Below are 22282 nucleotides of genomic sequence, written 5' to 3'. Positions count from 1 at the left end.
AAGAGAGGCAACATTTATCACCTTCCCAAAACCTTAGATTACGAAAAAGTCAAACCGGATATTTGTTTTAAAGACCCAGCAACAGCACAACTTGCTGGTTTCCGTGCGCCTAAGTGATCTAAACAGGGCAAAGGCAGTTGTTTTAAAACAGTAGATAAATAGTGGCACTGATTGATGAGCGATTGTGCAAACTGCCTGCTGAAAAGCAATCGCACTCAATGACTTTAGTCATGTTTAAGTGGTGACATTTGCTAGATATCTTTTCTTGATTATGCAGAATATATTAGCAATATACAAGTTAAGTAAAACAAGGACTAAAGAATATATGAACCGCTTAAAATCTATTCTTCTTGGTGGTTTATTAGCATCTGTTTCAATTGCTGCTCTTTCAACTCATGCTAATGCTTCTGTTGTGAATTTTCGCAATGAACATTTAAATACTAATACTATTGCTTTTAATAACGCTAAACTAATTCGTGAGCGTCAATTGCATGAACAGCAGGCTCGTGAACAAAAGGCTCGTGAACAAAAGGCTCGTGAATTACGTGAACGCCAAGCTCGTGAACAAAAAGCCCGTGAATTGCGTGAGCGCCAAGCTCGTCTTCATCACTAAAATTTGAATTTTTACTCGCTCTGCGGTAAGCGAACGCGAATAGCGTCTCCAAGAGTTGCTATACCGTAGGCTTATCGCCCAATCCCTAATTCAGGAATCAAAGTTTTTGAAATTATCAGTTCCAAGCCAGGGGGTTAGCAGCGATCGCCGCGTCGAAGGCAATGGTAGACGAGAGCCATTCGGTAAAAACGCCCAGAATCGCCCATCGAGAGCAAGTCCCCCACTAAATCTCCGATTTAGTGGTGCAATAATCGAGTGGTGGATCTGAATCCCCCACTCATTAATTCTGACCGGAGCTAACGGAAACGTCTCCGGCTCCGCTCCTGAATTCAGAATAGCTGAATTGTTCTTTAATGATGGTTGTATTTCTCGTGATGCTTACCCTTTTTCCAAGGTTCGCCAGAAAAAGGTTGTACGCCAACTGCTGGATAGCTGTCATGATTAGGACTGAATACTTCAAGTGCAGCTTCAGTCACATATCCCAACGTTTGTTCTAAACTAGAAATACCAAATTTAATAGACATTTCACGAAATCCTTTACGCGAGATATGCATATTTAAGCAAGCCATTATGTCAGTCACTAGAGAAAAAAGTCATGACTATAACCAGGAGTTTAGTCATGGTTATAGTTGTGACTTAGAGACAGACAAAAAATAAACTATTGCGCCGTGGTATTCCTAAGACTTTAGGCTAGAATCCAGATGGCTAAAGGCTAGGGGTGTTGACAGGAGATTTATGATTTTTGGCTCATGTCACCGCAAGGATTCAGGTTTTATAATTAAAGTTAAAGGGCTTAGAGCATTAAGCATAGGTTAAAGGCTGTGAATAAAATAGTTGTTGCTGCAATATTCAGCTTAATCGCTGGCTCAACATCTTTACTTTTTACCCAAGCCGCGAAAGCTGATCCGATCACCTTCGCTTTCGATCATTTTATCGCTTGAGTTTTCTTATGAACTACTGCGATCGCTACCTTTTCCTCTCTACGAGACGCGGGAAAGCGATCGCTTGAATACAAGATCACAAAATCCCGTCGCTCCCATTGCGCTCAATCCTCAACCCTTACCTCTTGGTCGTTCTTCACCTCATCCTCGTTCGTAATAAGTTAAAAGTGAGTGAATTTTGTCAATACCTCCAAGTAGAGAAAGAAAACTTCTTAATATGGTTCTTGGTTATCACCCGAAGCTTATCGAATGCGCTTCATCTAAACTTTAAGTAGATGTAGAGTTTTCAACGAAGACTGCGACCTGACTGCAATGCCAAGCTAGAGCTTAACTATGTTTGATTAAAAGCGTATCTTTGATGAAGAAAATTATCGGTTATTGTCTGTTAGGTCTAGTGTTGGCTTCCAGTACAGGTTTAGAGCGAGTCTCTGCTCAAGGAACCGTAGAAAATGAGCGTCAAGTAGACCAAGGTCAGCATGAGCGTCAAGTAGATCAACGTCAGCATGAACGTCAAGTAGATCAACGTCAGCATGAACGCCGATTTGGGCAACGTCAGCATGAGCGTCAAGTAGATCAACGTCAGCATAAGCGTCGATTTGGGCAGCGTCAGCATGAGCGTCAAGTAGACCTTGGTCAGCATGAACGCCGAGTAAATCAAGGTCAATAATTGGGGATTAGAAAAAGCAAGAGTCACAGTAATTAAAGGCGAAAGCCCACTAGTTAAAGGGAGAAAACCAAGAAGTTTTCTCCCTCTGCGATCGCCCCACCCCATCAAGCGAGGAAAAAAGGAGCATCGCATACAAAAAGGCATGAAACCGAGATACATGTAAAAACCTGCAAGATGGGCTGAAAACCCTTATCCTGTATGGTTTTGATAATTTGATACAGTAGGCTGAAAAAAGCCGTGTTCGGTAACGAAAGAAATAGAACCGGAAATTTGGCTGCAATTAAGAGATTTAGGTTTAGCGCCTGGTCTTTCCTTCTTTTACCAAGGCATTAAATATACAAAATACCTTGGGTTTGTTAGCTTTAATCTTGCTGCTAAATGGAAGCGCAAACGTTTAGGAGTTGCGCCGGAGGAGGGTTGGTTTATCCTGAGCAACTTAGATGATTTAGATTCAGTTATTAGAGCTTATAAACAACGTTTTGATATTGTTCACCCTTGGCGTTCCCGAAGGGTAGAAATGTTTAGAGATTTTAAGAGTGGTGGTTATAACTTAGAAGATACTAATGTATCAGGTCAACGGACAATGAATCGATGGTGGAATGGAAACACATCAACTGGCGTAAGTTAGAAAGACGTGTTTTTAAGTTGCAAAAACGAATTTACAAAGCATCTCGTCGTGGTGATGTCAAAGCATTTCGCAGACTCCAAAAGACGCTGATGAATTCCTGGGCAGCAAAGTGCCTATCGGTTCGACGGGTTACACAAGACAACCAGGGTAAAAAGACAGCAGGAGTGGACGGTGTTAAATCACTATCCCCAGAAGCACGTCTTAATCTGGTTGCCAAATTAAAACCTAACTCAAAGGTGAAACCGACACGACGGGTTTGGATTCCCAAACCAGGAACGGATGAAAAACGACCTCTGGGTATTCCCATCGACTCAACCAAATTTGTTCAAATGCCTTTAGGCAAGTTGAAAGACAGATTAAAACAACTGTGTGATTTGCACAGCATTAGATTTATTGAAACAGAGGAAGCCTACACGAGCAAGTCGAGCTTTTTAGATGGAGACTCCCTACCCAAATATGGTGAAAAGCCAGTTGGTTGGAAAGCATCTGAAAAGCGGATCAAGAGAGGGCTGTATCAGTCAGCGAATGGTTCAATTGTGAACGCGGATTTGAACGGCAGTGCGAATATTTTACGAAAAGTAGCCAGCAATCTAAGCATTGACTTAGGCTTACTGGGTAGACGGTGTTTGACGACCGTAACGAGAGTTAGACTTTGGACACTATCTAAGTTTACTCTGTCTGTAGAATCTCATCGGCTTCAGCCCGGAGGTGCGATTCGTTCACTCGAAATGAATAGAAATATTCAGAGATGAGTGACATTTGAGAGATAACCCTTAGTACAGGTTTGCACAAGTTCGTAGCGAATTGACAAGGGAAATTTTTTAGGTGTAGGGTAGGCATATACACACATCCATTAACCATTCAGTACTATGATTGGTCGGCAAAAAACTTACAGGGTGCAACTGACGGAAGAAGAAAAAAAGCTGTTGCAACAACAAGCACTGGCGCGTAAAACAGGTCAAAGCAAAGCCAGACGAGCAAAAATTATCATAAAAGTTGAGGAAAATCCAGATTGGACAGATGCTCAAATCGCTGGAGAAATAGGATGTTCATCGGGTCTTGTACGTAAGTGGCGTAAGCGTTGGTGTCAAACCCGTAGTTTGGAAGAAGCACCACGTCCGGGTCGTCCTTGTTTGTTTCAAGCGATTGTAAAAGCACAAGCTACAGCGTTCGCGCTTCGCGTTGCCGCAGGCATCGCTTGCAGCAAACCAACAGATTTTGATATACCGTTAGCGAGGTGGTTCAGCATCCTACAGCGAAAACTACTAACTCCGAATGATTTTCCTGATCTTAATACATTGCAGCAACGCATCACCGATTTTATTATCCGCCACAATGATTCTGCACAACCAATAAAATGGTCATATACAGTGGCACAGATGATGGAGAAATTCGCTACGAATTAATGCAAAGCTGTACTAAGGCGATCGCGGCATTCTGTCCCCCAAAGCCAAAACTCAAACATAATACCTGCTTAATTTTACTTAGACGTGCGGCTGTAACAATATCTAAATCAAACTCTGGCTGTTTCGAGCCTACACAAGGCGGTAATATTTGATGCTTTAATGCCATGAGAGAAAAAGCTACACCTAAAGCTCCAGATGCTCCTAATGTATGACCTGTGCTTCCCTTGGTGGAACTAACTGCCACGCCTTGGGGAAACAAACGCTGGATTACCATGCTCTCCATTTGGTCATTTAGCTGGGTAGCTGTGCCATGAGCATGAATGTAATCGATATCGCTTGGTGATAGACAACTACGTTCTAGACATTGTTTGATAGCTGCGATCGCACTTTTCCCTTTAGGTTCTGGTGAATTACTATGATATGCGTCGTTGGTTAAGCCAAAACCGAGAATTTCGCCATACACTTTTGCTTGACGCTGCTTGGCAAACTCTACTGATTCTAAGACAAACACAGCTGCGCCTTCACCCAACACTAAGCCTTCCCGATGCAAATCAAAGGGATAAGCGCCAGTTTTCGCCAAAGCGCCCATCTGCTGAAACCCAGCTAAAGTTAAAGGTGTAATTGGCGCTTCCACTGCACCTGCGATCGCTTGTTGACATTGCCCAGTTTGGATAAGCATAGCTGCTTGGGCAATAGACCAAATTCCAGTAGCACAAGCTGCCATCGGTGCTAAAACTATCCCCGATGCACCAATTTGCCTTGCAGCTGCGATCGCATTTATATGAGGTAATGTCTCTAGCCAATTTCCAAAAGAGGACACGGGAAAATTTTCTGCCTCATGATGCATTTGCCGTGCCAGCTTCTCCCAAGAAGCTTGATAAGAGCGACTCGATCCAATGACTACAGCACAATCCGCTGCATGTGCAACTAACCCAGCGTCTTGCAAAGCAGAAGCAACAACCATCTGAGTTAACATCGTCAACTCAGATGGCTGTTGACCAATTAAACCTAGAGGAAGTGGTCTAAGTTCTAGAAATGGTTGGTGTAATCGAATTCCAGATTTACCCGCGATTAAATTTCGCCAACTATCCTCTAAGCTTCCACCCAAGGCGGAAACTAGACCAATACCAGTAACAACAACCTTTACCAATTTGAATTTCGGGGGATGAGGGAGATGAGGGAGATGAGGGGGATGAGGAAGATTAACAATTCAAAATTCAAAATTCAAAATTCAAAATTAAAGACATTTCAGACGTTCGCGTAGCGTCTCGTAGAGAAGAGAAGTGCCTTGCGCGGGTTCCGCGCGTTGTGGCAACTTCGGGGGATTTAGCGAGAAACGCGGTCTTGGGATGCATCCCAAGTGGAGCGATTTCTCAAGACAAACCCCGACTGAAATGGGTGCTACATGTAGATTGCAGGTTCTTAAACCCTTTAATTTACGATAATAATCGTTTGTTTGCTTCCCCTGCACCCTCATCTCTCTCTGCTCTCTTCTCCCTATTTTCCAGGTGTTTTCAGATTTTCAGCACCTTGGGTGACTTTAGCGGAGTCAATGCGATCGCCTTGCTGAATTTTGTTTACAACATCAAAGCCTTGCGTGACATTGCCAAACACCGCGTAATTACCATCTAAGAACGGCAAATCTGCTAAAGCAAAGTAAAACTGGGCAGAAGCGGAGTCTGGTGATTGCGATCGCGCCATTGCTACTGCACCCTGCTTATGTGGTAATACGACAGGTTGGGCACTAGCATCAAATGGTTTATTGTAAATCGGAGTATCTGAGCCTTTTGGCTTAACTTCTAAAGGTATATAACGAGCATTTCCCGTTTTTGGGTCAATATAACTACCGGTTCCCAGGCTATCTGCTGGAACTTTCGGGTCTTTGCTTTGAGGATCGCCCCCTTGAACTACAAACGGTTGGGGTTCGCGCACAACTCGATGGAAAGCTAAACCGTTGTACACACCCTTTTGCACTAAATCTACGAAATTGCCAGCTGTAATGGGGGCATCAGTACCGTCTACTTCAATCGTAATCGGTGAGCCTTTAACCGTGATTACCACAGTTGCCTTGCCTTCTAGCCTTGGTAAATCTGCCAGTCCAGGAATACTCTCACTACTAGTTTGAGATACAGAAGTTGCTTCAGTAGTTGTCTTGGTGCTTGCCTCCCTTGTGTTCGAGGTAGCTGTCGAGGTTGGAGAAGACGCATTAGAAGCGACTTGCTGTGTTGAACATCCTCCCAACATCAAGGCACTGATAAGCACAAAAGAAAGCAAAAATTGTGAAATTTTTAACCGCATTGCCTGTTACCGATTTAACCAGAGTATCTTATCGTTTTAAGGGGGATTGGGGACTGGGGATTAGGGATGTAGGAATTAGACAAATATCAGGCAAATAAATTTTACCAGTACCCAGTCCCCAGTACCCAGTCCCCAGTACCCAGTCCTTTACAATCCTTCTAACGACACTCCCAAAAAGCGGGCTAACTGTGCGCCTTCTGTTTCTAACTCTGTTAAAGATAAAGGTTGTCCAACCCGTGTTAAGGGTATATCTCGCCGGCCCTTAATGCGTAGATAGAGGGCACGACGGGGATTAAGACCTTCTTTCACGTCTATGATCACAGATTGTACATCTTCTATGCGGCTATCAATTTCAATTTGGCGGTTTTTGCCAGGAAACCCCCAACGGAAGATTTTGATTGCGCCAGTTTCGTGATTAAATTCGTTGTAACCGCCTCCAACGTCCAATAAAATCACTAGCCACAGGTATGTGGCTAATAGCAAGCCAGCAGCCCCATATAACCCCATTACCAATCCTTGAGGGACAAATACCAGTTGGGTTGGATCGGAAACTATAAGTAAATTAACTTTTAAATAACTGGATATTCCAGCTAAGAGAAAGCCACTTGCTCCCAAGGTAACGATAGTTGCCCACAAGTAGTTACTGAACCGACGAGAACCGAGAACATTTTGATGCAGGAGGCGATCGCCTTTGTTAATCGTTGTTGATGTCGTCATTGAACTACCATTGCCCGTGAGATACTCGCTGTTACATACTCGCCCACTAAATGCTTTTGCATAGAGTGGTAGCTGTCTGTGCCCATTTAGCTATTGCTGAGGAGGCACTGAGAGCTATGTTTTAAGTCCCCGGAAACCCTTGCCGCAGACTATAAATTTTTTACCCTGTACTCTACAAATTTTACTATCCTGGATGATGCTGGCTTACTTGCACTACGGGACAAACCACTTAGGCTATTTGTAGTTAGTCAAGATATGCCAACTTCTTTTTTCTTTGGCTAAGTTTCACCACATGCATTTTACCAAACATCGTTGACAAAAACTCAACTACGCCCCAATACGCTTGGGTTAAGGACTACTGGCAACAATTTTGAGTTTTTCGAGACGCGATCAATCGCCGTCTCTACAAGTGTTTTGTTGCTCATTCTAAACTGTATTGAATTACGCCCCTCTATGTTCCATACTACCGATATAATTTTTTAGGGTATTATGCAGGGTTTCCCGTCCATCGGACTGGCTCCCAATTGTAAGCGCCGTGTAGACGGCGGGGTTTTTGACCCAAGTTCGGTCACAGGCTTCAGTGCAGGAGTCAGTATTCCCTTCTGCGCCCTGCCCCCATCTGCATTAATTTTTTTGAGATTTCTGAGAAAAGTTGTGTCAAATTGTAAAAATTCTGATATTCATATTATTTATAAGGTTCGTGTTTCATAGCTCATTTGCTTCTGCGTATCAGGCAAAAACCCTGAGTAGTGTGATAAGTTAAGAATCATTAAGTTACCACAAGCTAGATTACTAGCCGATGGTACGTGTAATGTCATAACCCTGAGAAATAATGACTTAACTAGTCAGTAAGCTCTCAGAATCTCAGTTGCTTAAAAGCAGTTGAGATTGTCAAAAAAAACGTTAATTCCTCACGGCAGTCGGTTACACTGGCTCTCCGTAACGCCTTAGAAACGTTGCAATTTTAGTAAAAAAAGAGGATTTTAGTCCGATGACCATCGCAGTTGGACGTGCCCCCAGTAGAGGGTGGTTTGACGTTCTCGACGACTGGCTCAAGCGCGATCGCTTCGTATTCGTAGGTTGGTCAGGGATATTATTATTCCCCTGCGCCTTCCTAGCACTAGGCGGTTGGCTGACCGGCACCACCTTCGTCACCTCTTGGTACACCCACGGATTAGCCTCCTCCTACCTAGAAGGTGCGAACTTCCTGACAGTGGCAGTATCCACCCCCGCCGACAGCATGGGACATTCCCTACTGCTGTTGTGGGGGCCAGAAGCCCAAGGCAACCTCACCCGTTGGTTTCAATTGGGTGGTTTGTGGCCATTCGTTGCCCTACACGGAGCCTTTGGTTTGATTGGCTTCATGTTGCGGCAATTTGAAATTGCGCGCCTAGTAGGTATCCGTCCTTACAACGCCCTCGCCTTCTCTGCTCCCATCGCGGTATTCGTCAGCGTATTTCTGATCTACCCCTTGGGACAATCAAGCTGGTTCTTTGCTCCCAGCTTTGGCGTGGCTGCTATCTTCCGGTTCCTACTATTCCTGCAAGGCTTCCATAACTGGACACTCAACCCCTTCCACATGATGGGTGTTGCGGGTGTATTGGGTGGTGCGCTATTGTGCGCCATTCATGGTGCAACAGTAGAGAACACCTTGTTTGAAGACGGCGATGGTGCTAACACCTTCCGCGCCTTCAATCCCACCCAGTCGGAAGAAACCTACTCAATGGTGACGGCAAACCGTTTCTGGTCACAGATTTTCGGTATTGCTTTCTCAAACAAGCGCTGGTTGCACTTCTTTATGTTGTTCGTGCCAGTCACCGGTTTGTGGATGAGTGCCGTTGGCATTGTCGGTTTAGCACTCAACCTGCGGGCTTATGATTTCGTCTCCCAAGAATTACGGGCGGCGGAAGACCCTGAGTTTGAAACCTTCTATACCAAAAACATTTTGCTGAACGAGGGTATCCGCGCTTGGATGGCTCCTCAAGATCAACCCCACGAACAATTTGTATTCCCTGAGGAGGTATTACCACGTGGTAACGCTCTCTAATAGACCAAATATCTTAGGCGGCGCTGGACGCGACCAAGAATCCACTGGATTTGCTTGGTGGTCTGGTAACGCACGTTTAATTAACCTATCTGGTAAACTGCTGGGTGCCCACGTTGCCCACGCTGGTTTGATTGTATTCTGGGCTGGAGCGATGACTTTGTTTGAAGTCGCTCACTTCATTCCTGAAAAGCCCATGTACGAACAAGGCTTGATCTTGTTACCTCACCTTGCCACTCAGGGCTGGGGTGTTGGTGCTGGTGGTGAAGTCATCGACACTTTCCCCTACTTTGTTGTCGGCGTACTCCACCTAATTTCCTCAGCCGTCCTTGGCTTTGGCGGTATTTATCATGCCGTTCGTGGCCCAGAAACCTTAGAAGAATATTCTTCTTTCTTTGGTTACGACTGGAAAGACAAGAACAAGATGACCAACATCATCGGGTTCCACCTGATTATTTTGGGATTCGGTGCATTGCTGCTAGTGCTAAAAGCAATGTTCTTTGGTGGGTTGTATGACACCTGGGCACCAGGCGGTGGTGATGTTCGGATTATTACCAATCCGACATTAAACCCAGCAGTTATCTTCGGTTATGTAATCAAGTCTCCCTTTGGTGGCGAAGGCTGGATTGTTAGCGTTAATAACTTGGAAGATGTCGTTGGTGGTCACATCTGGATTGCCTTTATCTTAATTGCTGGCGGTATCTGGCACATCTTCACCAAGCCTTTTGCTTGGTCACGTCGTGCATCCATCTGGTCTGGTGAGGCTTACCTCTCCTACAGCTTGGGCGCTCTTTCACTGATGGGCTTCATCGCCTCCATCTTTGTTTGGTTTAACAACACCGTTTATCCAAGCGAATTCTTTGGCCCTACTGGCCCAGAAGCTTCTCAAGCTCAGGCTTTGACCTTCTTGATTCGTGACCAACGCTTGGGTGCTAACGTCGGTTCTGCCCAAGGCCCTACAGGTCTAGGTAAATACCTAATGCGCTCTCCAACTGGTGAAATCATCTTCGGTGGTGAAACCATGCGCTTCTGGGATTTCCGCGGCCCTTGGTTGGAGCCTCTACGTGGCCCCAATGGTCTTGACTTGGAAAAAATCAAGAATGATATTCAGCCTTGGCAAGCTCGTCGTGCTGCTGAATACATGACCCACGCTCCTCTGGGTTCTTTGAACTCTGTGGGTGGTGTGGCTACTGAAATTAACTCCTTCAACTACGTATCTCCTCGCGCTTGGTTGGCAACTTCTCACTTCGTACTAGGATTCTTCTTCCTAGTTGGTCACTTATGGCACGCTGGTCGCGCACGGGCTGCGGCTGGTGGTTTTGAGAAAGGAATTAACCGTGATACTGAGCCAGTGATGTTTATGAACGACCTTGACTAGGTTGTAAGGTTTATTTCATCACTGACAACTAAATTATTTAGAGGCTCTTGCATAAAAGCAAGGGCTTTTTTTGTAGGAGAATTAGTAATCTCTTGATAAATTGAGTGACTTACCAAGGTAATTAATACTATGAGCGATTCCAATTTTATTGATGCTTTGCGATGGACAGACGAAGCGAAGGAAAAGTTACAAAATATTCCCTTTTTTGTTCGCGCTCAAGCTAGAGTCAGAATTGAACAATTAGCTCGTGAAGCAGACCAAGAGGTTGTGACAGATGATTTGGTAGAACGGGCTAGACTTGAGTTTGGACAATAAAACATTCTGGAGTTCGTAACAATGACAGTCGCCAAAAACCGAGCAGACCGAGTAATGCTTTATGACATTAGCTGGGAACAGTTTGAAAATCTTCTAAAAGACTTGGGAGAGCATCGGGCAGCACGGTTAGCTTACGATCGCACTACCTTAGAAATTATCACACCTTTACCAGAACACGAACATTACAAAGAGGTAATTGGCGATTTGGTCAAAGAAATCGCTGATGTGCTGGATTTGGACTATGAAAGTTATGGTTCGACTACCTGGAAGCGAGAAAGCCGAATGGCAGGGTTAGAATCAGATAATTGCTTCTATTTCCAGAATGAAGCTGCGATTCGGGGTAGATTGGATCTAGACTTGAGACAAGACCCACCGCCTGATTTAGCACTGGAAATTGATGTTACCAGTAAGTCTTTAAATCGTTTTCCCATTTATGCCCGCCTGGAAGTACCAGAACTCTGGTGTTATGATTCCGGTGAACTCAAGATTTATCTCTTGCAAAATGGGGAATATATCGAGTCAGAGAAGAGTCTGGTGTTTCCTACTTTAGCAATTCGGGATTTGCCGAAACTGATTGAGCAAAATCGGGCAAATGGCAGACGGGCAATTCGTCAGGCGGTTCGGGAATGGGTGAGAAAAGGCGGGAAGGGTGAACTACCCAGTTAACATAATACAATTTTGGATTTTAGATTTTAGATTTTGGATTGGGAATCACCTTCTCTATCTGGGTTCTATTAATCCATCTATCGTAATCATTTTTAAAATTAGTATAATTTACGAATTAAGAATTACGAATTAAGAATTACGAATTACGAATTATTATCAACTTCCTCCCACATTCATCGCTGTTAAAAAAGCCTTTTGACTCACATCTCTGTAAACTGTATTTAAATACTTCATTACCACATCACTTGAAGTTGAATTTACTGCGCTTTCCTCTTCTTTTGCAAGGGGGATTGCTCCTAATACATCTAATACAGTCTCACTCGTGGACGGCGCAATCACTACCAAGGATGACTCTAGTGGCTCATTATATTGCCAGAAAGAATCAATTTTTACTGAGTATTTATTATTAGGAATTGACTGTTGAATATCGGGCGCTTCTGTAGTATTGGGTTGAATCTTGGCACTACGTAATTGGCGTAAATCGCTGATAATTTGCTCTTTGGTACGTCCGCGCAATTGAAATAGTACAAAGGGGTCTTCACTGAAGCGATCGCCTAACTGATAGTATATCGCACCAATGTGTTTACAGGGATTTGCTTTATCAGGACAAGAGCATTTGCTCTGAACATCAGCAAGGGTAAATGGAAATATCGAAAGACCATTAGCCGTGAAGACTTCTTCTATATTTTGTGGCATTTCTCCTGCTAGTAGCTTGGCAGCAAAAACTGCCCTTTGGGACATAGTTTCAATTACATAACCCCATTGTTCATCGGTAAATGGTTCAAGGGAAAGGGAAACTTTATAAGGTTCGACTTCACTACCTTGCACCCTAGCCAATACTTTTGCACCTTTAAATTCGATGCTCAAAACATTTCCTTGACGGGCGTAATTTCTCGCACGTTCTAAACGCTTTTTAAAACGATAGGAATCTAGCAAATCTAGCCATTGTTGTGACCACCATTCTCGACTTGCTTGTAATGTGTAATTAGTCATAATGAATAGGGAGTAGGGAATAGGGAGTGGGGAGTAGGGAATAGGGAGTAGGGAGTGGGGAGTAGGGAATAAGCCTTTTCGATTGGTACTTAATTTGTTCAAAAATCAAATAGGAGTACTATATACGCCTACAGATTGGAACTCTGGCACTACACAGGGACTTAAAACCTTGAATTAATTACGAATTACGTTAGCGTAGCGGTAGCGAGTCCGCGAGCGTCATTACGAATTACAAATTATTCCATCTCCGCCTTACACCGCAACCGCTCAACCAATTGGCGCGAAAAATCTAAGCCCTCCTCGCGCAGCCGCTCTCGGATTTCCAGGGCAGCCAGTGCCAAGGGTAGCGCCTCTGCGTAGCGCTCCTCTTTCTCCAGAACTCGTGCCAGACCCCCTTGAGCATCAGCCACCAAGCTTTGCCGCCCCACTTCTTGCGCTAGGGCTAACTCACGCTCGTACCAGGGGCGGGCTTCTGTAGGGCGATCGCGGTCAAGGGCTAGAAGTCCCAAGCTGGAGCAACAAGCTGCTTGGTTTGCTTTATTTCCCAGTTTTTCTCCTATCGCCAATGCTTGCTTGTAGTAGGACGCCCGTCCTTCGCCTTGCTTCAAGGCATCGACTACGCCCTTGGGCAATGCTGTAGCGATAAAATCAGCAGGTAGTTCGCCTTTAGAAGTAGCCATACCCTCTGCATGACAACTATCAATTACCACCCACAATCGCTTTGCTTGAATCTGCCGCAAAGCTTGAGTAAATTCTTGGGCAGATAGGGCGGTGTTAGCAATATCTGTGGAATTGAAGTCATGTTGCAGCAAATAATAAGATTGACTTGATAAGTCAAAGCACCCATGACCAGAGTAAAAAACTACAATTGTTGCATCGCCATCGGCAGCAGCCTTTTCCTTTAACCACGTTAATCCATCTAAAATTGCACTGTGCGTTGTCTGTTCATTCTGCAATAAGCGAATATGTTCTGAATCATCCATATAGGCACACAAGTTCGGGTCGGTTAGCACTGTTTTCAGGGCTTGCACATCTTTAACCGTAACAGGCAATGAATATCGGGATTCGGCTGTTGTGCCAACTCCAATTAACAACGCATAACCGTGGGTAAAGTGGTTCGACATTATGGCACAGGGTAAAGGAGAAGGTGTGATATTTTTCAATATCGTATATTTAATCTAGTGGTTCATCGCGTTAATTATCAGGGGGTTGCAGCGTCTCGTTAGAGAAGGACGCGAAGAGCGCAAAGGAAGAAAAATTAAGAATGAGTTCACTTTATAGTGGGTGACTCTAACCCTGAATTCAAGGACTCAAGTCATCACTAAAAATTTATTCTGTATCATCGTCAATTACTGCACTGCGATCGAGTAGTAGTAAGTTGCGGAGTTGGTCTGTATCCATTTCAGTTAACCACTCTTCACCAGCACCTACAACTTGTTCAGCTAGTTGTTTCTTACTTTCAATCATGTCATGAATTTTTTCTTCTAAAGTACCAGTACAAACAAATTTATGTACTTGCACATTCCGAGTTTGACCAATCCGAAATACTCGGTCTGTGGCTTGATTTTCTACGGCTGGATTCCACCATCTATCAAAGTGGAATACATGATTGGCGCGTGTTAAATTCAATCCTACACCACCCGCTTTCAGAGAAAGAATCATAATTGGTGGCCCTTGCGGATCGTGTTGGAAACGGTCGATCATTTCCTCACGTTGTTTTTTACTGGTGCTACCATATAAAAAGAATATTTCTCGCCCTAGCTGTTTTTCTAAATAGGGTTTAAGTAATTTACCCCACTCAGCAAATTGTGTGAAAATTAAAGCGCGATCGCCTTCTGCTAAAACTTCTTCTAACATCTCTTCTAGACGCAGAAGTTTGGCTGAATTATGTGGTTCTAATGTCGCTTGTTTCAAATATTGGGCTGGGTGATTGCAGATTTGCTTAAGTTTGATTAGTAAAGCCAAAATCATCCCTCGACGTTGCAATCCTTCAGCAGATTCTATCTCTACTAAAGATTGTTCGACAATTTGTTGATAAAGTGCAGCCTGTTCACCAGTTAAACCGCAAAATACGGTCATTTCTTGCTTATCTGGCAAGTCTTGAATAATGTCGCGATCGCTTTTCAATCGCCGCAGTATAAATGGCTGAACTAATGAACGTAACTGAGTCAAAGAAGCCGTATCACCATACTTTTCAATTGGCATGGCAAACCGCCTCTGGAAAAATTGCTTATTGCCTAAATACCCTGGATTGAGAAAATCTAAAATAGACCATAATTCTTGCAGTCTATTTTCTACGGGTGTCCCCGTCAATGCAATGCGAAATGTAGCTTCTAGTTGTCGTACTGCTTTTGACTGCTTCGCCTCTGGATTTTTCACGTTCTGGGCTTCGTCTAAAACAATTATCTGCCAAGAGACACTTTGCAATGATTTGATATCTCGATGAAGAAGTGAATAGCTGGTAACGATTAAATCGTGTTTCTTCACGGCTTCTAAAAACGCTTTACCTTTTGGGCGTTTGTCACCGTGATATTGCAAAATTTTCAGGCTTGGTGCAAATTTATTGACTTCCCTTTCCCAGTTGCCTAAAACCGAAGTTGGACAAACTAGCAGTGTTGGATTTTCGAGTGCATCCTGTTCTTTTAGATGTAGCAAGAAAGCAATGAACTGCACGGTTTTTCCGAGTCCCATATCGTCGGCGAGACACGCACCTAAGCCCCAACGTTCCAGGAAAGATAGCCAAGCAGCGCCTCGTTCTTGATAAGGTCGCAATTGCCCTTTAAAGCCTGCTGGTGTGGGCAAAGGTGCGATCGCTTGATTATTATTTAACGCCCCAATCAACTCTTGCAATGCGCCAGATGCATCAAAGCTTACCACTGGTAATTTTTCAATTGCCTGAGTATCTCCTGTACTCAGACGCAAAGCATCTTCCAGGGAAAGCGCCATTTGGTCTTTGCGGGTGGTAAAAAATGTTTGGGCTGTCTTGATATCTTGGGGACGCAATTCTACCCACTCGCCATTAATTTCCACTAGCGGACTATTTAAAGCCACAAGTTTATCAAACTCAGCTTTGGAAATAGTTTGTCCACCAATTGCTAATTGCCATTGGAAATTTAGTAGACTCTGTAACCCTAAACGTCCTTGCTTTCCTTTTGGGGTTTCGGCAGTAATTTTTAAACCCAAACGGTTCGCCCATCCTTCACGGTTCGCTAAACTGGGAGGCAAAATAACTCCCAAACCACTGTCTTCCAACCTCCAAGCTACAGCTTTGATAAACTCATAAGCTTGAATGGGGGTGATACGAGAAGATTGGGGATATTCGGTTTCTAAACTGGGTGCGTAGGCGCTTTGTGCCTTGTCGCCAGACATCGCTGGATACAACCGAGAAGCTACCCCCAAACCTCGTAAAAATGTTTCTTGTGGTTGGTCAATTGTGCGATTTTGATAAACCAATCGTTCAACTGGATTGTTCCAAATAGTTGCTGCATCCACTAAAAACTCAGGATCGTCAGCTGCTTGCAGAAAATATGCCAATGTCCAATCGGTTTCGCCAGATTCAGGAGAACGCAGTTGAAAACAGGTACGAAATAGAGTTTTAAGAGTTAATTGGGATTGTAACGGCATAGTCCAAGCCTTCAATGCCGCTTCTAATCGTTCCACTTCAATAGCATCTGCGTTAACTGTATGAGATGCACTAGTTAAAGCTTGTAACCACTGTCGCACCCCACCTGGTAAAGATGTAGGTTGGGAACCCGCCATTTCTCGCACTTGGGCATCTATTGTACTGTTAAGAAATCCCAAAAGTAATTCTTGAGGTTCGATGGGGAAGTTTACATAAGATAGGGACTGGGGATTAGGGATTGGGGATTGGGAAAACTCTTCTTCAGTCCCCAGTCCCCAGTCCCCAGTCCCTAGTCCCTCTTGATAAGTGCGACAAACTAACGGCATGGTTGCAGAAAATTTTTCTAGGCGGGTTCCATCTATTGCACTATCTACGAGTACTTGCCATTTGGCAGCAAATACACCATTTGATTGTCGGTCAATTGTTGGTAAAAACTTACACCGTGAGATTAAATCTAAACTCCAACGGGCAACTTGCGACCAAAAGCGTAAATCTCCACCTAAAAAGGCATCTTCCCCTTTAGCAGCATTTAAGGGAACAGCAGCGAGAAATTTTACTGCTTCGCTGGGGTTGAGACAAAAACCCTCAACTCGCCACGGTTGTAAATATTGCGGGGAGTCTGGATTTTCCCCCAAGCTGGCAGAATGTACAGGGAAAATCGCTGTTGTTCCTTTATCGCTACCTTCTGGGATATAAGTTGGTAAAGCAATGATTTGAGAGTGCGTTGGTAAACTGATCTCAGGCGCACTGGCGGCTTTGCGCGTTCGCCCAGTAGTTGCGAATGCAACTTGGGGTTTCTGGATGAAGTTGGTAATTGCCATATTCTGGGAATGCAGCCACTCACTCAACTCAACCGATGTCATTGCCAATGGATGTAGTGCTATGTCTCCAGATCCATTAGACTCGAAATTCACTCGTGGCGATCGCCACGTTTCTCCCCAAATAAATAAACTACCATTTTGATTTTTTAGTAACCAATTACAGTGTAAAATCGCCATTTGCTAAGTACTCAGATTTTCCCAAAACTCAAGAATTAAAATTGCAACCATTTTACTTTTTGCATCTTCTCCAGAAATTAGTTATGCGTTGCCCGAAATCCTTGGTAGGGACAATTCATGAATTGTCCCTACGTCATTGTCGGAGATGTCTATTGATTGACCCAGATTTGCATACAATAAATAATATTTAAGTAATTATTCCACATAAACATTGTTAATAATGAATTTCCCCCTAATTAAAGTCTTAAAAAATGGCATATCAGTTGAACTGGATTATATGCATCCTCAAGAACAGGAGGTTGTCAGAGCCTTGCTCAATGTTGTAATTTCTGAAGGTAAAACCTATCCCCAAAAGCAACCTCTATCTCCTACAGAATTTTCAGCTTACTGGTTAAGTAAGGATGCCTTTGTTGTCAGGACATCTGTTGTAGATCCTACACACAAATCAAAAGAAATATTAGGGGCGTTTTATTTAAAGCCAAACTTTCCCGGTCGGTGTAGCCATATTTGCAACGCTGGTTTTATTGTACAACCTGAGTTACGCGGTCAGGGTTTAGGGCGGTTCATGGGAGAGGCTATGCTTTCGATCGCAGCAAACCTGGGCTACGAAGCAGTAATGTTTAATTTGGTCTTTGAGACTAATATACCTTCAATTACACTTTGGCAGTCGTTAGGATTTAAGATCATTGGGCGAATTCCGGGTGCGGCGAAGCTAGAGAATGGGCAAGTGGTAGAGGCGCTAATCCTGTATCACACTTTGCGTTAAACGACTTGTCTATCTTTGTATGTACTAGAAGTCAGCCATAGGGCATAAATGTTAGGATTGCCACAGAAAGAGAATAGCGAAAGAGAAGGAAAAAAAACTGAATGGCAGAAGTTGATAAGTCAATATCCTTCGATGGAAGGGATATTCGACTGAAAGTAGGCCTATTAGCTCCCCAGGCAGGTGGGTCGGTTTTGATAGAATCAGGGGACACATCCGTTTTAGTGACGGCTACGCGATCGCAAGCCAGAGAAGGCATAGATTTTCTTCCCCTGACTGTAGATTATGAAGAAAGGCTATATGCCGCTGGTAGGATTCCCGGCGGGATCATGCGGCGGGAAGGTCGTCCACCAGAAAAAACAATTCTCACCAGCCGTCTTATAGACCGTCCCATGCGTCCTTTGTTCCCCTCATGGTTGCGGGATGACTTGCAAATTATTGCCTTAACGCTGTCGATGGACGAGTTAGTTCCACCCGATGTGTTAGCAGTTACGGGCGCTTCCATCGCTACCCTGATTGCCCAGATTCCTTTTAATGGGCCAATGGCAGCAGTGCGGGTTGGTTTAGTGGGAGATGATTTCATTATTAACCCTACTTATGCAGAAACCGAAGCTGGAGATTTGGATCTGATCGTAGCAGGTTCACCATACGGCGTGATCATGGTGGAAGCGGGAGCCAATCAGTTGCCAGAGCGAGATATTCTTGAGGCAATTGACTTTGGTTATGAAGCGGTGCGGGATTTAATCAAAGCGCAGCAAGATTTAATTGCCGAATTGGGTCTAGTAATAGTGCAAGAAGCACCACCAGCAGTAGACCAAACCCTAGAAAATTATATCCGCGATCGCGCCAACGGTCAGATTAAGAAAATCCTGTCTCAATTTAGTTTGACCAAACCGGAACGCGATGCAGCTTTAGATGTCGTCAAGGATGAAATTGCCGCGACGATTACTGAACTGTCAGAAGAAGACCCAATTCGAGTTGCCGCAACTGCAAATAAGAAGGCACTTGGTAACACTTTTAAAGATATTACCAAACACTTCATGCGGCGGCAAATCATCGAAGATAACGTCCGCGTTGATGGTCGTAAACTCGATCAAGTGCGTCCGGTTTCTTGTTTAGTTGATGTCTTACCAAAGCGAGTCCACGGTAGTGGTTTATTTAACCGCGAACTAACTCAGGTATTATCCACTTGTACTCTGGGTACACCTGGGGATGCTCAAAACCTCAACGATGACATGCAGCTAGATCAGCACAAGCGTTATCTGCATCATTACAACTTCCCGCCCTTCTCAGTCGGTGAAACCAAGCCAATGCGTGCCCCAGGAAGGCGTGAAATTGGTCACGGGGCATTGGCAGAACGAGCGCTAATCCCTGTGTTACCGTCCAAAGAACAATTTCCCTACGTGATTCGCATCGTATCGGAAGTACTTTCTTCCAACGGTTCCACCTCAATGGGTTCAGTCTGTGGTTCTACCCTCGCCCTGATGGATGCTGGTGTACCAATTCTCAAACCCGTCAGTGGTGCGGCAATGGGTCTGATTAAGGAAGGGGACGAAGTGCGAGTTCTGACCGATATTCAGGGCATTGAAGACTTTTTGGGTGACATGGACTTCAAAGTTGCCGGGACGGATACCGGGATTACTGCCTTGCAAATGGATATGAAAATCTCCGGTTTGTCTTTGGAGGTGATAGCCCAAGCCGTCCACCAAGCCAAAGCAGCCCGGTTGCACATTCTAGAGAAAATGCTTGCCTGCATTGACACACCACGGACTGAAACCTCACCTTATGCCCCACGTCTGTTAACAATCAAGATTGATTCAGACATGATTGGTTTGGTAATTGGGCCTGGAGGCAAGACTATTAAGGGGATCACAGAGGAAACTGGTGCAAAAATTGACATCGAAGATGATGGCACCGTGACAATTTCGGCTGTGGATGAGAATAAGGCCAAGAGAGCCAAAAATATCATCCAAGGCATGACCCGCAAGTTGCACGAAGGGGATGTCTACGCAGGACGTATTACTCGGATTATACCGATAGGTGCATTTGTGGAATTTTTGCCTGGAAAAGAAGGCATGATCCACATTTCTCAACTAGCCGACTACCGCGTTGGCAAAGTTGAAGATGAAGTAGCGGTGGGCGATGAAGTGATTATCAAAGTGCGCGAAATTGATAACAAAGGTCGGATTAATCTTACCCGCTTGGGTATCCACCCAGATCAAGCAGCAGCAGCAAGAGAAGCTGCGGCGGTGAATCGGTAACTCGATTTGGGATTTTAGATTAGATTAAATCTAAAATCCGCGATGCCTACTGTGAAGGCATCGCCGTATGCTTCTCTAAATTAATTGCACAAAATTTATTAAGAGACAGTAATCAGGATCGAATTAGTAAATTTTCTCAACGGCTATTAATAAGCTAATGTACTTTTAATTTGCATAACTAGGGCGGGCAAGATGCCCACCCCACAAGAGTTTTAATTCCAGGTAATATGCAAGGTTATTTGTCCAACAGCTTATAATCTTTTTATCAGAGAATCTCTGACAAAGTTGCTTGAGCATTAAACGAATCATTGCAACATAAATAAATTTACTTGATAATTAACGCTACTTTCTCAGTAGAAACGTAATTTGGCAAGACGTGATTCAATTTTGCTTCGTTGATATGCAGATGATCTGACAACACAGCAGAGATCACATTCCGAAAATCAGTAGTAATAGCCAAGTCTCTACCTTGGTAAAGTTGGGTTGTAGATAGACCAGGCCATTCACCGTAAACTTTACCACCGCGAATATTACCACCCAAAACCCACATAACATTCCCGTGACCGTGGTCGGTACCACCATCATCATTTTGCTTGACTGTACGACCAAACTCCGACATCACAACAATTGTCGTATTCTGGTAAACGCTCCCTAAACCTCCGACCAAAGCAGCCAAACCCGAACCCAATTTTTTGAGGTTGCCAGCTAACTGTCCTTGAGTGCTACCTTGATTGACATGGGTATCCCAACCTCCCAAAGCCATAAACCCTAACTCAATTCTGGAGTCTTTGAGCATTAGTTGTGCCAATCGTTGGGCATCGCTGGCGAAGCCATCAGGTAAAGGCGCGCCATTATTCGCCATTTTCATTTCACTATCTAGGTCATTCATGATCGCCTGACGCGCCATCCGTCCTTGGTGATAGGTCTGACTTAAGGCATCATTACCGTCATAAAGTTGGTCAAATGCTGCTGCTAATTGAGGACGATCTATTGGCAGAGGTTTGTTAGCATTGCTTCCTGATGCTATGTTAGCTACAGCCATCCGTCCAGATAAAATCCAGGGTGTTGTTTCTCCAACACTTAGCGCTTGGATGGGTGTTTTTTCAGAAATCACCCCTAGTAAACGATTCATCCAACCATCCTGAGTATGTTTATCACCAGGAGTAGCGCTTTCCATGTATTCTTGAGCATCAAAGTGAGAACGAGTTGGATCGGGAGAACCACAGGCATGAACAAAGGCCAAACTCTTCTGTTGCCAAAAGGGCATCAAAGAATCTAATGCTGGATGTAAGCCAAAGCGTCCATCTAAATCTATTACTCCCCCTTCCTTCCCTGGTTGGGGAATAGCAATTTGCGGTCGGGCTTGATAGTAGGCTGTCTCTGAGTAAGGAACCACGATGTTTAAACCGTCTACTGCTCCCCGGAGGAATATTACAATTAAGCGCTTCTGGTCGCTGTTTGGGGTAGCGGATCTAGCTATCCAAGCATTGCTGCTTAGGGCTGTGATTGCGGAAGCTGAAAAAATTCCACCTTGGATTAGGAAGTTACGTCTTTTCATAATTAAAATTACTAAGTTATCGAACAGAGTTCAGTAGTCAGGAGTCAGAATTCAGAATGAATTTTGTACGACTGGTGGATAGCGCAGCGTTAGCGAGTCTTCGAGCGTCTGAATAACCGACGTTTTTGCACCCCCACCAAATCGTAGATTTGGTGGTCTTCTCCCAAAGGGAGACGCCAAAGGCGAACAATCATAGCGCAGCGTTAGCGAGGAACGAGCGTCTTGATTCTGACCGGAGGCGGAGCATCTCCGGCTCCGCTCCTGAATTCTGACTTCTGAATTCTTCTTCAAGACTGTTTCAAATTTGCTTCTATGTCTCAGCTAGAACTGCTATGTCAACAACCTAGTTCTAAAGACATTGCTACTTTTAGGCATAAGCTTTAAAGCCGAATGGCACTAAGAAAAGCTCGAAAG

At 44.3% G+C, this 22282-nt stretch carries 20 protein-coding genes and 1 pseudogene; 13 read left to right on the top strand and 8 right to left on the bottom strand.

Going from position 1 to position 22282, the window contains the following annotated elements; genetic code table 11:
* Positions 1-12 precede the first annotated feature (12 nt).
* The 3 genes from V7K76_RS34745 to V7K76_RS31255 all read left to right on the top strand — a co-directional run bounded on the left by V7K76_RS34745 (position 13) and on the right by V7K76_RS31255 (position 881).
* Complete coding sequence (locus V7K76_RS34745) at positions 13-117, top strand: sunset domain-containing protein (protein ID WP_442936804.1); 105 nt, start codon at positions 13-15, stop codon at positions 115-117.
* A 208-nt stretch (positions 118-325) separates the two neighbouring features.
* Positions 326-613, top strand: a complete 288-nt coding sequence (locus V7K76_RS31260) for a hypothetical protein (RefSeq protein ID WP_334778940.1) — start codon at positions 326-328, stop codon at positions 611-613.
* A 106-nt stretch (positions 614-719) separates the two neighbouring features.
* Positions 720-881: a hypothetical protein gene (locus V7K76_RS31255; RefSeq protein ID WP_334778939.1), complete on the top strand. Its 162-nt coding sequence runs from the start codon at positions 720-722 to the stop codon at positions 879-881.
* An 82-nt stretch (positions 882-963) separates the two neighbouring features.
* Here the strand turns inward: V7K76_RS31255 and V7K76_RS31250 are convergent, their stop codons facing one another.
* Positions 964-1137 carry a nicotinate phosphoribosyltransferase gene (locus V7K76_RS31250; RefSeq protein ID WP_334778938.1) on the bottom strand — a complete coding sequence of 58 codons (174 nt, stop codon included), beginning with the start codon at positions 1135-1137 and terminating at the stop codon, positions 964-966.
* Positions 1138-1912: 775 nt separating this feature from the next.
* Between V7K76_RS31250 and V7K76_RS31245 the strand changes: the two genes are divergently transcribed.
* From V7K76_RS31245 to V7K76_RS31225, 4 genes and pseudogenes are all read left to right on the top strand, one after another.
* Positions 1913-2221, top strand: a complete 309-nt coding sequence (locus tag V7K76_RS31245; protein ID WP_335030369.1) for a hypothetical protein — start codon at positions 1913-1915, stop codon at positions 2219-2221.
* 253 nt (positions 2222-2474) lie between these two features.
* Positions 2475-2810, top strand: a pseudogene (locus V7K76_RS31240) (IS4 family transposase); the annotation flags it as partial.
* A gap of 2 nt (positions 2811-2812) precedes the next feature.
* A complete protein-coding gene (locus V7K76_RS34740) occupies positions 2813-3601 on the top strand; it encodes a reverse transcriptase N-terminal domain-containing protein (RefSeq protein ID WP_442936803.1) in 789 nt (262 codons plus the stop codon).
* Positions 3602-3718: 117 nt separating this feature from the next.
* Positions 3719-4255 (top strand): helix-turn-helix domain-containing protein, encoded by a 537-nt coding sequence (locus V7K76_RS31225; RefSeq protein ID WP_335030368.1) that lies wholly within the window; start codon positions 3719-3721, stop codon positions 4253-4255.
* Here V7K76_RS31225 and V7K76_RS31220 read toward each other — a convergent pair.
* The 3 genes from V7K76_RS31220 to V7K76_RS31210 all read right to left on the bottom strand — a co-directional run bounded on the left by V7K76_RS31220 (position 4245) and on the right by V7K76_RS31210 (position 7270).
* Positions 4245-5405 carry a beta-ketoacyl-ACP synthase gene (locus tag V7K76_RS31220; protein ID WP_334778712.1) on the bottom strand — a complete coding sequence of 387 codons (1161 nt, stop codon included), beginning with the start codon at positions 5403-5405 and terminating at the stop codon, positions 4245-4247. The two genes, V7K76_RS31225 and V7K76_RS31220, sit on opposite strands and share 11 nt — an antisense overlap.
* 347 nt (positions 5406-5752) lie before the next feature.
* The gene (locus V7K76_RS31215; protein WP_334778711.1) at positions 5753-6553 is read right to left on the bottom strand and encodes a peptidylprolyl isomerase; all 801 of its coding nucleotides are present in this window, start codon (positions 6551-6553) and stop codon (positions 5753-5755) included.
* Positions 6554-6700: 147 nt separating this feature from the next.
* Positions 6701-7270, bottom strand: coding sequence for a photosystem I assembly protein Ycf4 (locus V7K76_RS31210; RefSeq protein ID WP_334778710.1), 570 nt, complete (start codon positions 7268-7270; stop codon positions 6701-6703).
* A 991-nt stretch (positions 7271-8261) separates the two neighbouring features.
* Here V7K76_RS31210 and psbD point away from each other — a divergent pair.
* The 4 genes from psbD (at position 8262) to V7K76_RS31190 (ending at position 11673) form a co-directional block, all read left to right on the top strand.
* A complete protein-coding gene (gene psbD / locus V7K76_RS31205) occupies positions 8262-9317 on the top strand; it encodes a photosystem II D2 protein (photosystem q(a) protein) (RefSeq protein ID WP_292844628.1) in 1056 nt (351 codons plus the stop codon).
* Positions 9301-10692 carry a photosystem II reaction center protein CP43 gene (gene psbC, locus V7K76_RS31200; protein WP_334778709.1) on the top strand — a complete coding sequence of 464 codons (1392 nt, stop codon included), beginning with the start codon at positions 9301-9303 and terminating at the stop codon, positions 10690-10692. The genes psbD and psbC overlap by 17 nt, the downstream gene beginning before the upstream one ends.
* 129 nt (positions 10693-10821) lie before the next feature.
* A complete protein-coding gene (locus tag V7K76_RS31195; RefSeq protein ID WP_334778708.1) occupies positions 10822-11007 on the top strand; it encodes a PCP reductase family protein in 186 nt (61 codons plus the stop codon).
* Positions 11008-11028: 21 nt separating this feature from the next.
* Positions 11029-11673, top strand: a complete 645-nt coding sequence (locus V7K76_RS31190) for a Uma2 family endonuclease (protein ID WP_334778707.1) — start codon at positions 11029-11031, stop codon at positions 11671-11673.
* Between the two features lie 156 nt (positions 11674-11829).
* Here V7K76_RS31190 and V7K76_RS31185 read toward each other — a convergent pair whose 3' ends face one another.
* The 3 genes from V7K76_RS31185 to V7K76_RS31175 form a co-directional block, all read right to left on the bottom strand.
* On the bottom strand, positions 11830-12666 hold the full coding sequence (locus tag V7K76_RS31185) for an SWIM zinc finger family protein (RefSeq protein ID WP_334953802.1): 837 nt from the start codon (positions 12664-12666) through the stop codon (positions 11830-11832).
* Positions 12667-12902: 236 nt separating this feature from the next.
* Positions 12903-13790: a caspase family protein gene (locus V7K76_RS31180; RefSeq protein WP_335030367.1), complete on the bottom strand. Its 888-nt coding sequence runs from the start codon at positions 13788-13790 to the stop codon at positions 12903-12905.
* A 205-nt stretch (positions 13791-13995) separates the two neighbouring features.
* Positions 13996-17286, bottom strand: a complete 3291-nt coding sequence (locus tag V7K76_RS31175) for a DEAD/DEAH box helicase (protein ID WP_334953799.1) — start codon at positions 17284-17286, stop codon at positions 13996-13998.
* Positions 17287-17506: 220 nt separating this feature from the next.
* Here V7K76_RS31175 and V7K76_RS31170 point away from each other — a divergent pair, with 220 nt between their 5' ends.
* Positions 17507-18052: a GNAT family N-acetyltransferase gene (locus V7K76_RS31170; RefSeq protein ID WP_334778704.1), complete on the top strand. Its 546-nt coding sequence runs from the start codon at positions 17507-17509 to the stop codon at positions 18050-18052.
* Positions 18053-18153: 101 nt separating this feature from the next.
* On the top strand, positions 18154-20310 hold the full coding sequence (locus tag V7K76_RS31165) for a polyribonucleotide nucleotidyltransferase (RefSeq protein WP_334778703.1): 2157 nt from the start codon (positions 18154-18156) through the stop codon (positions 20308-20310).
* A gap of 325 nt (positions 20311-20635) precedes the next feature.
* Here the strand turns inward: V7K76_RS31165 and V7K76_RS31160 are convergent, their stop codons facing one another.
* Positions 20636-21868 (bottom strand): DUF1501 domain-containing protein, encoded by a 1233-nt coding sequence (locus V7K76_RS31160; protein ID WP_334778702.1) that lies wholly within the window; start codon positions 21866-21868, stop codon positions 20636-20638.
* Positions 21869-22282 lie beyond the last annotated feature (414 nt).

This window comes from Nostoc sp. (genome assembly GCF_036917975.1).
Taxonomy (GTDB): Bacteria; Cyanobacteriota; Cyanobacteriia; order Cyanobacteriales; family Nostocaceae; genus Nostoc.
Note: the sequence above shows the minus strand (reverse complement) of the source record. Positions and strands in the feature narration are given on the sequence as shown.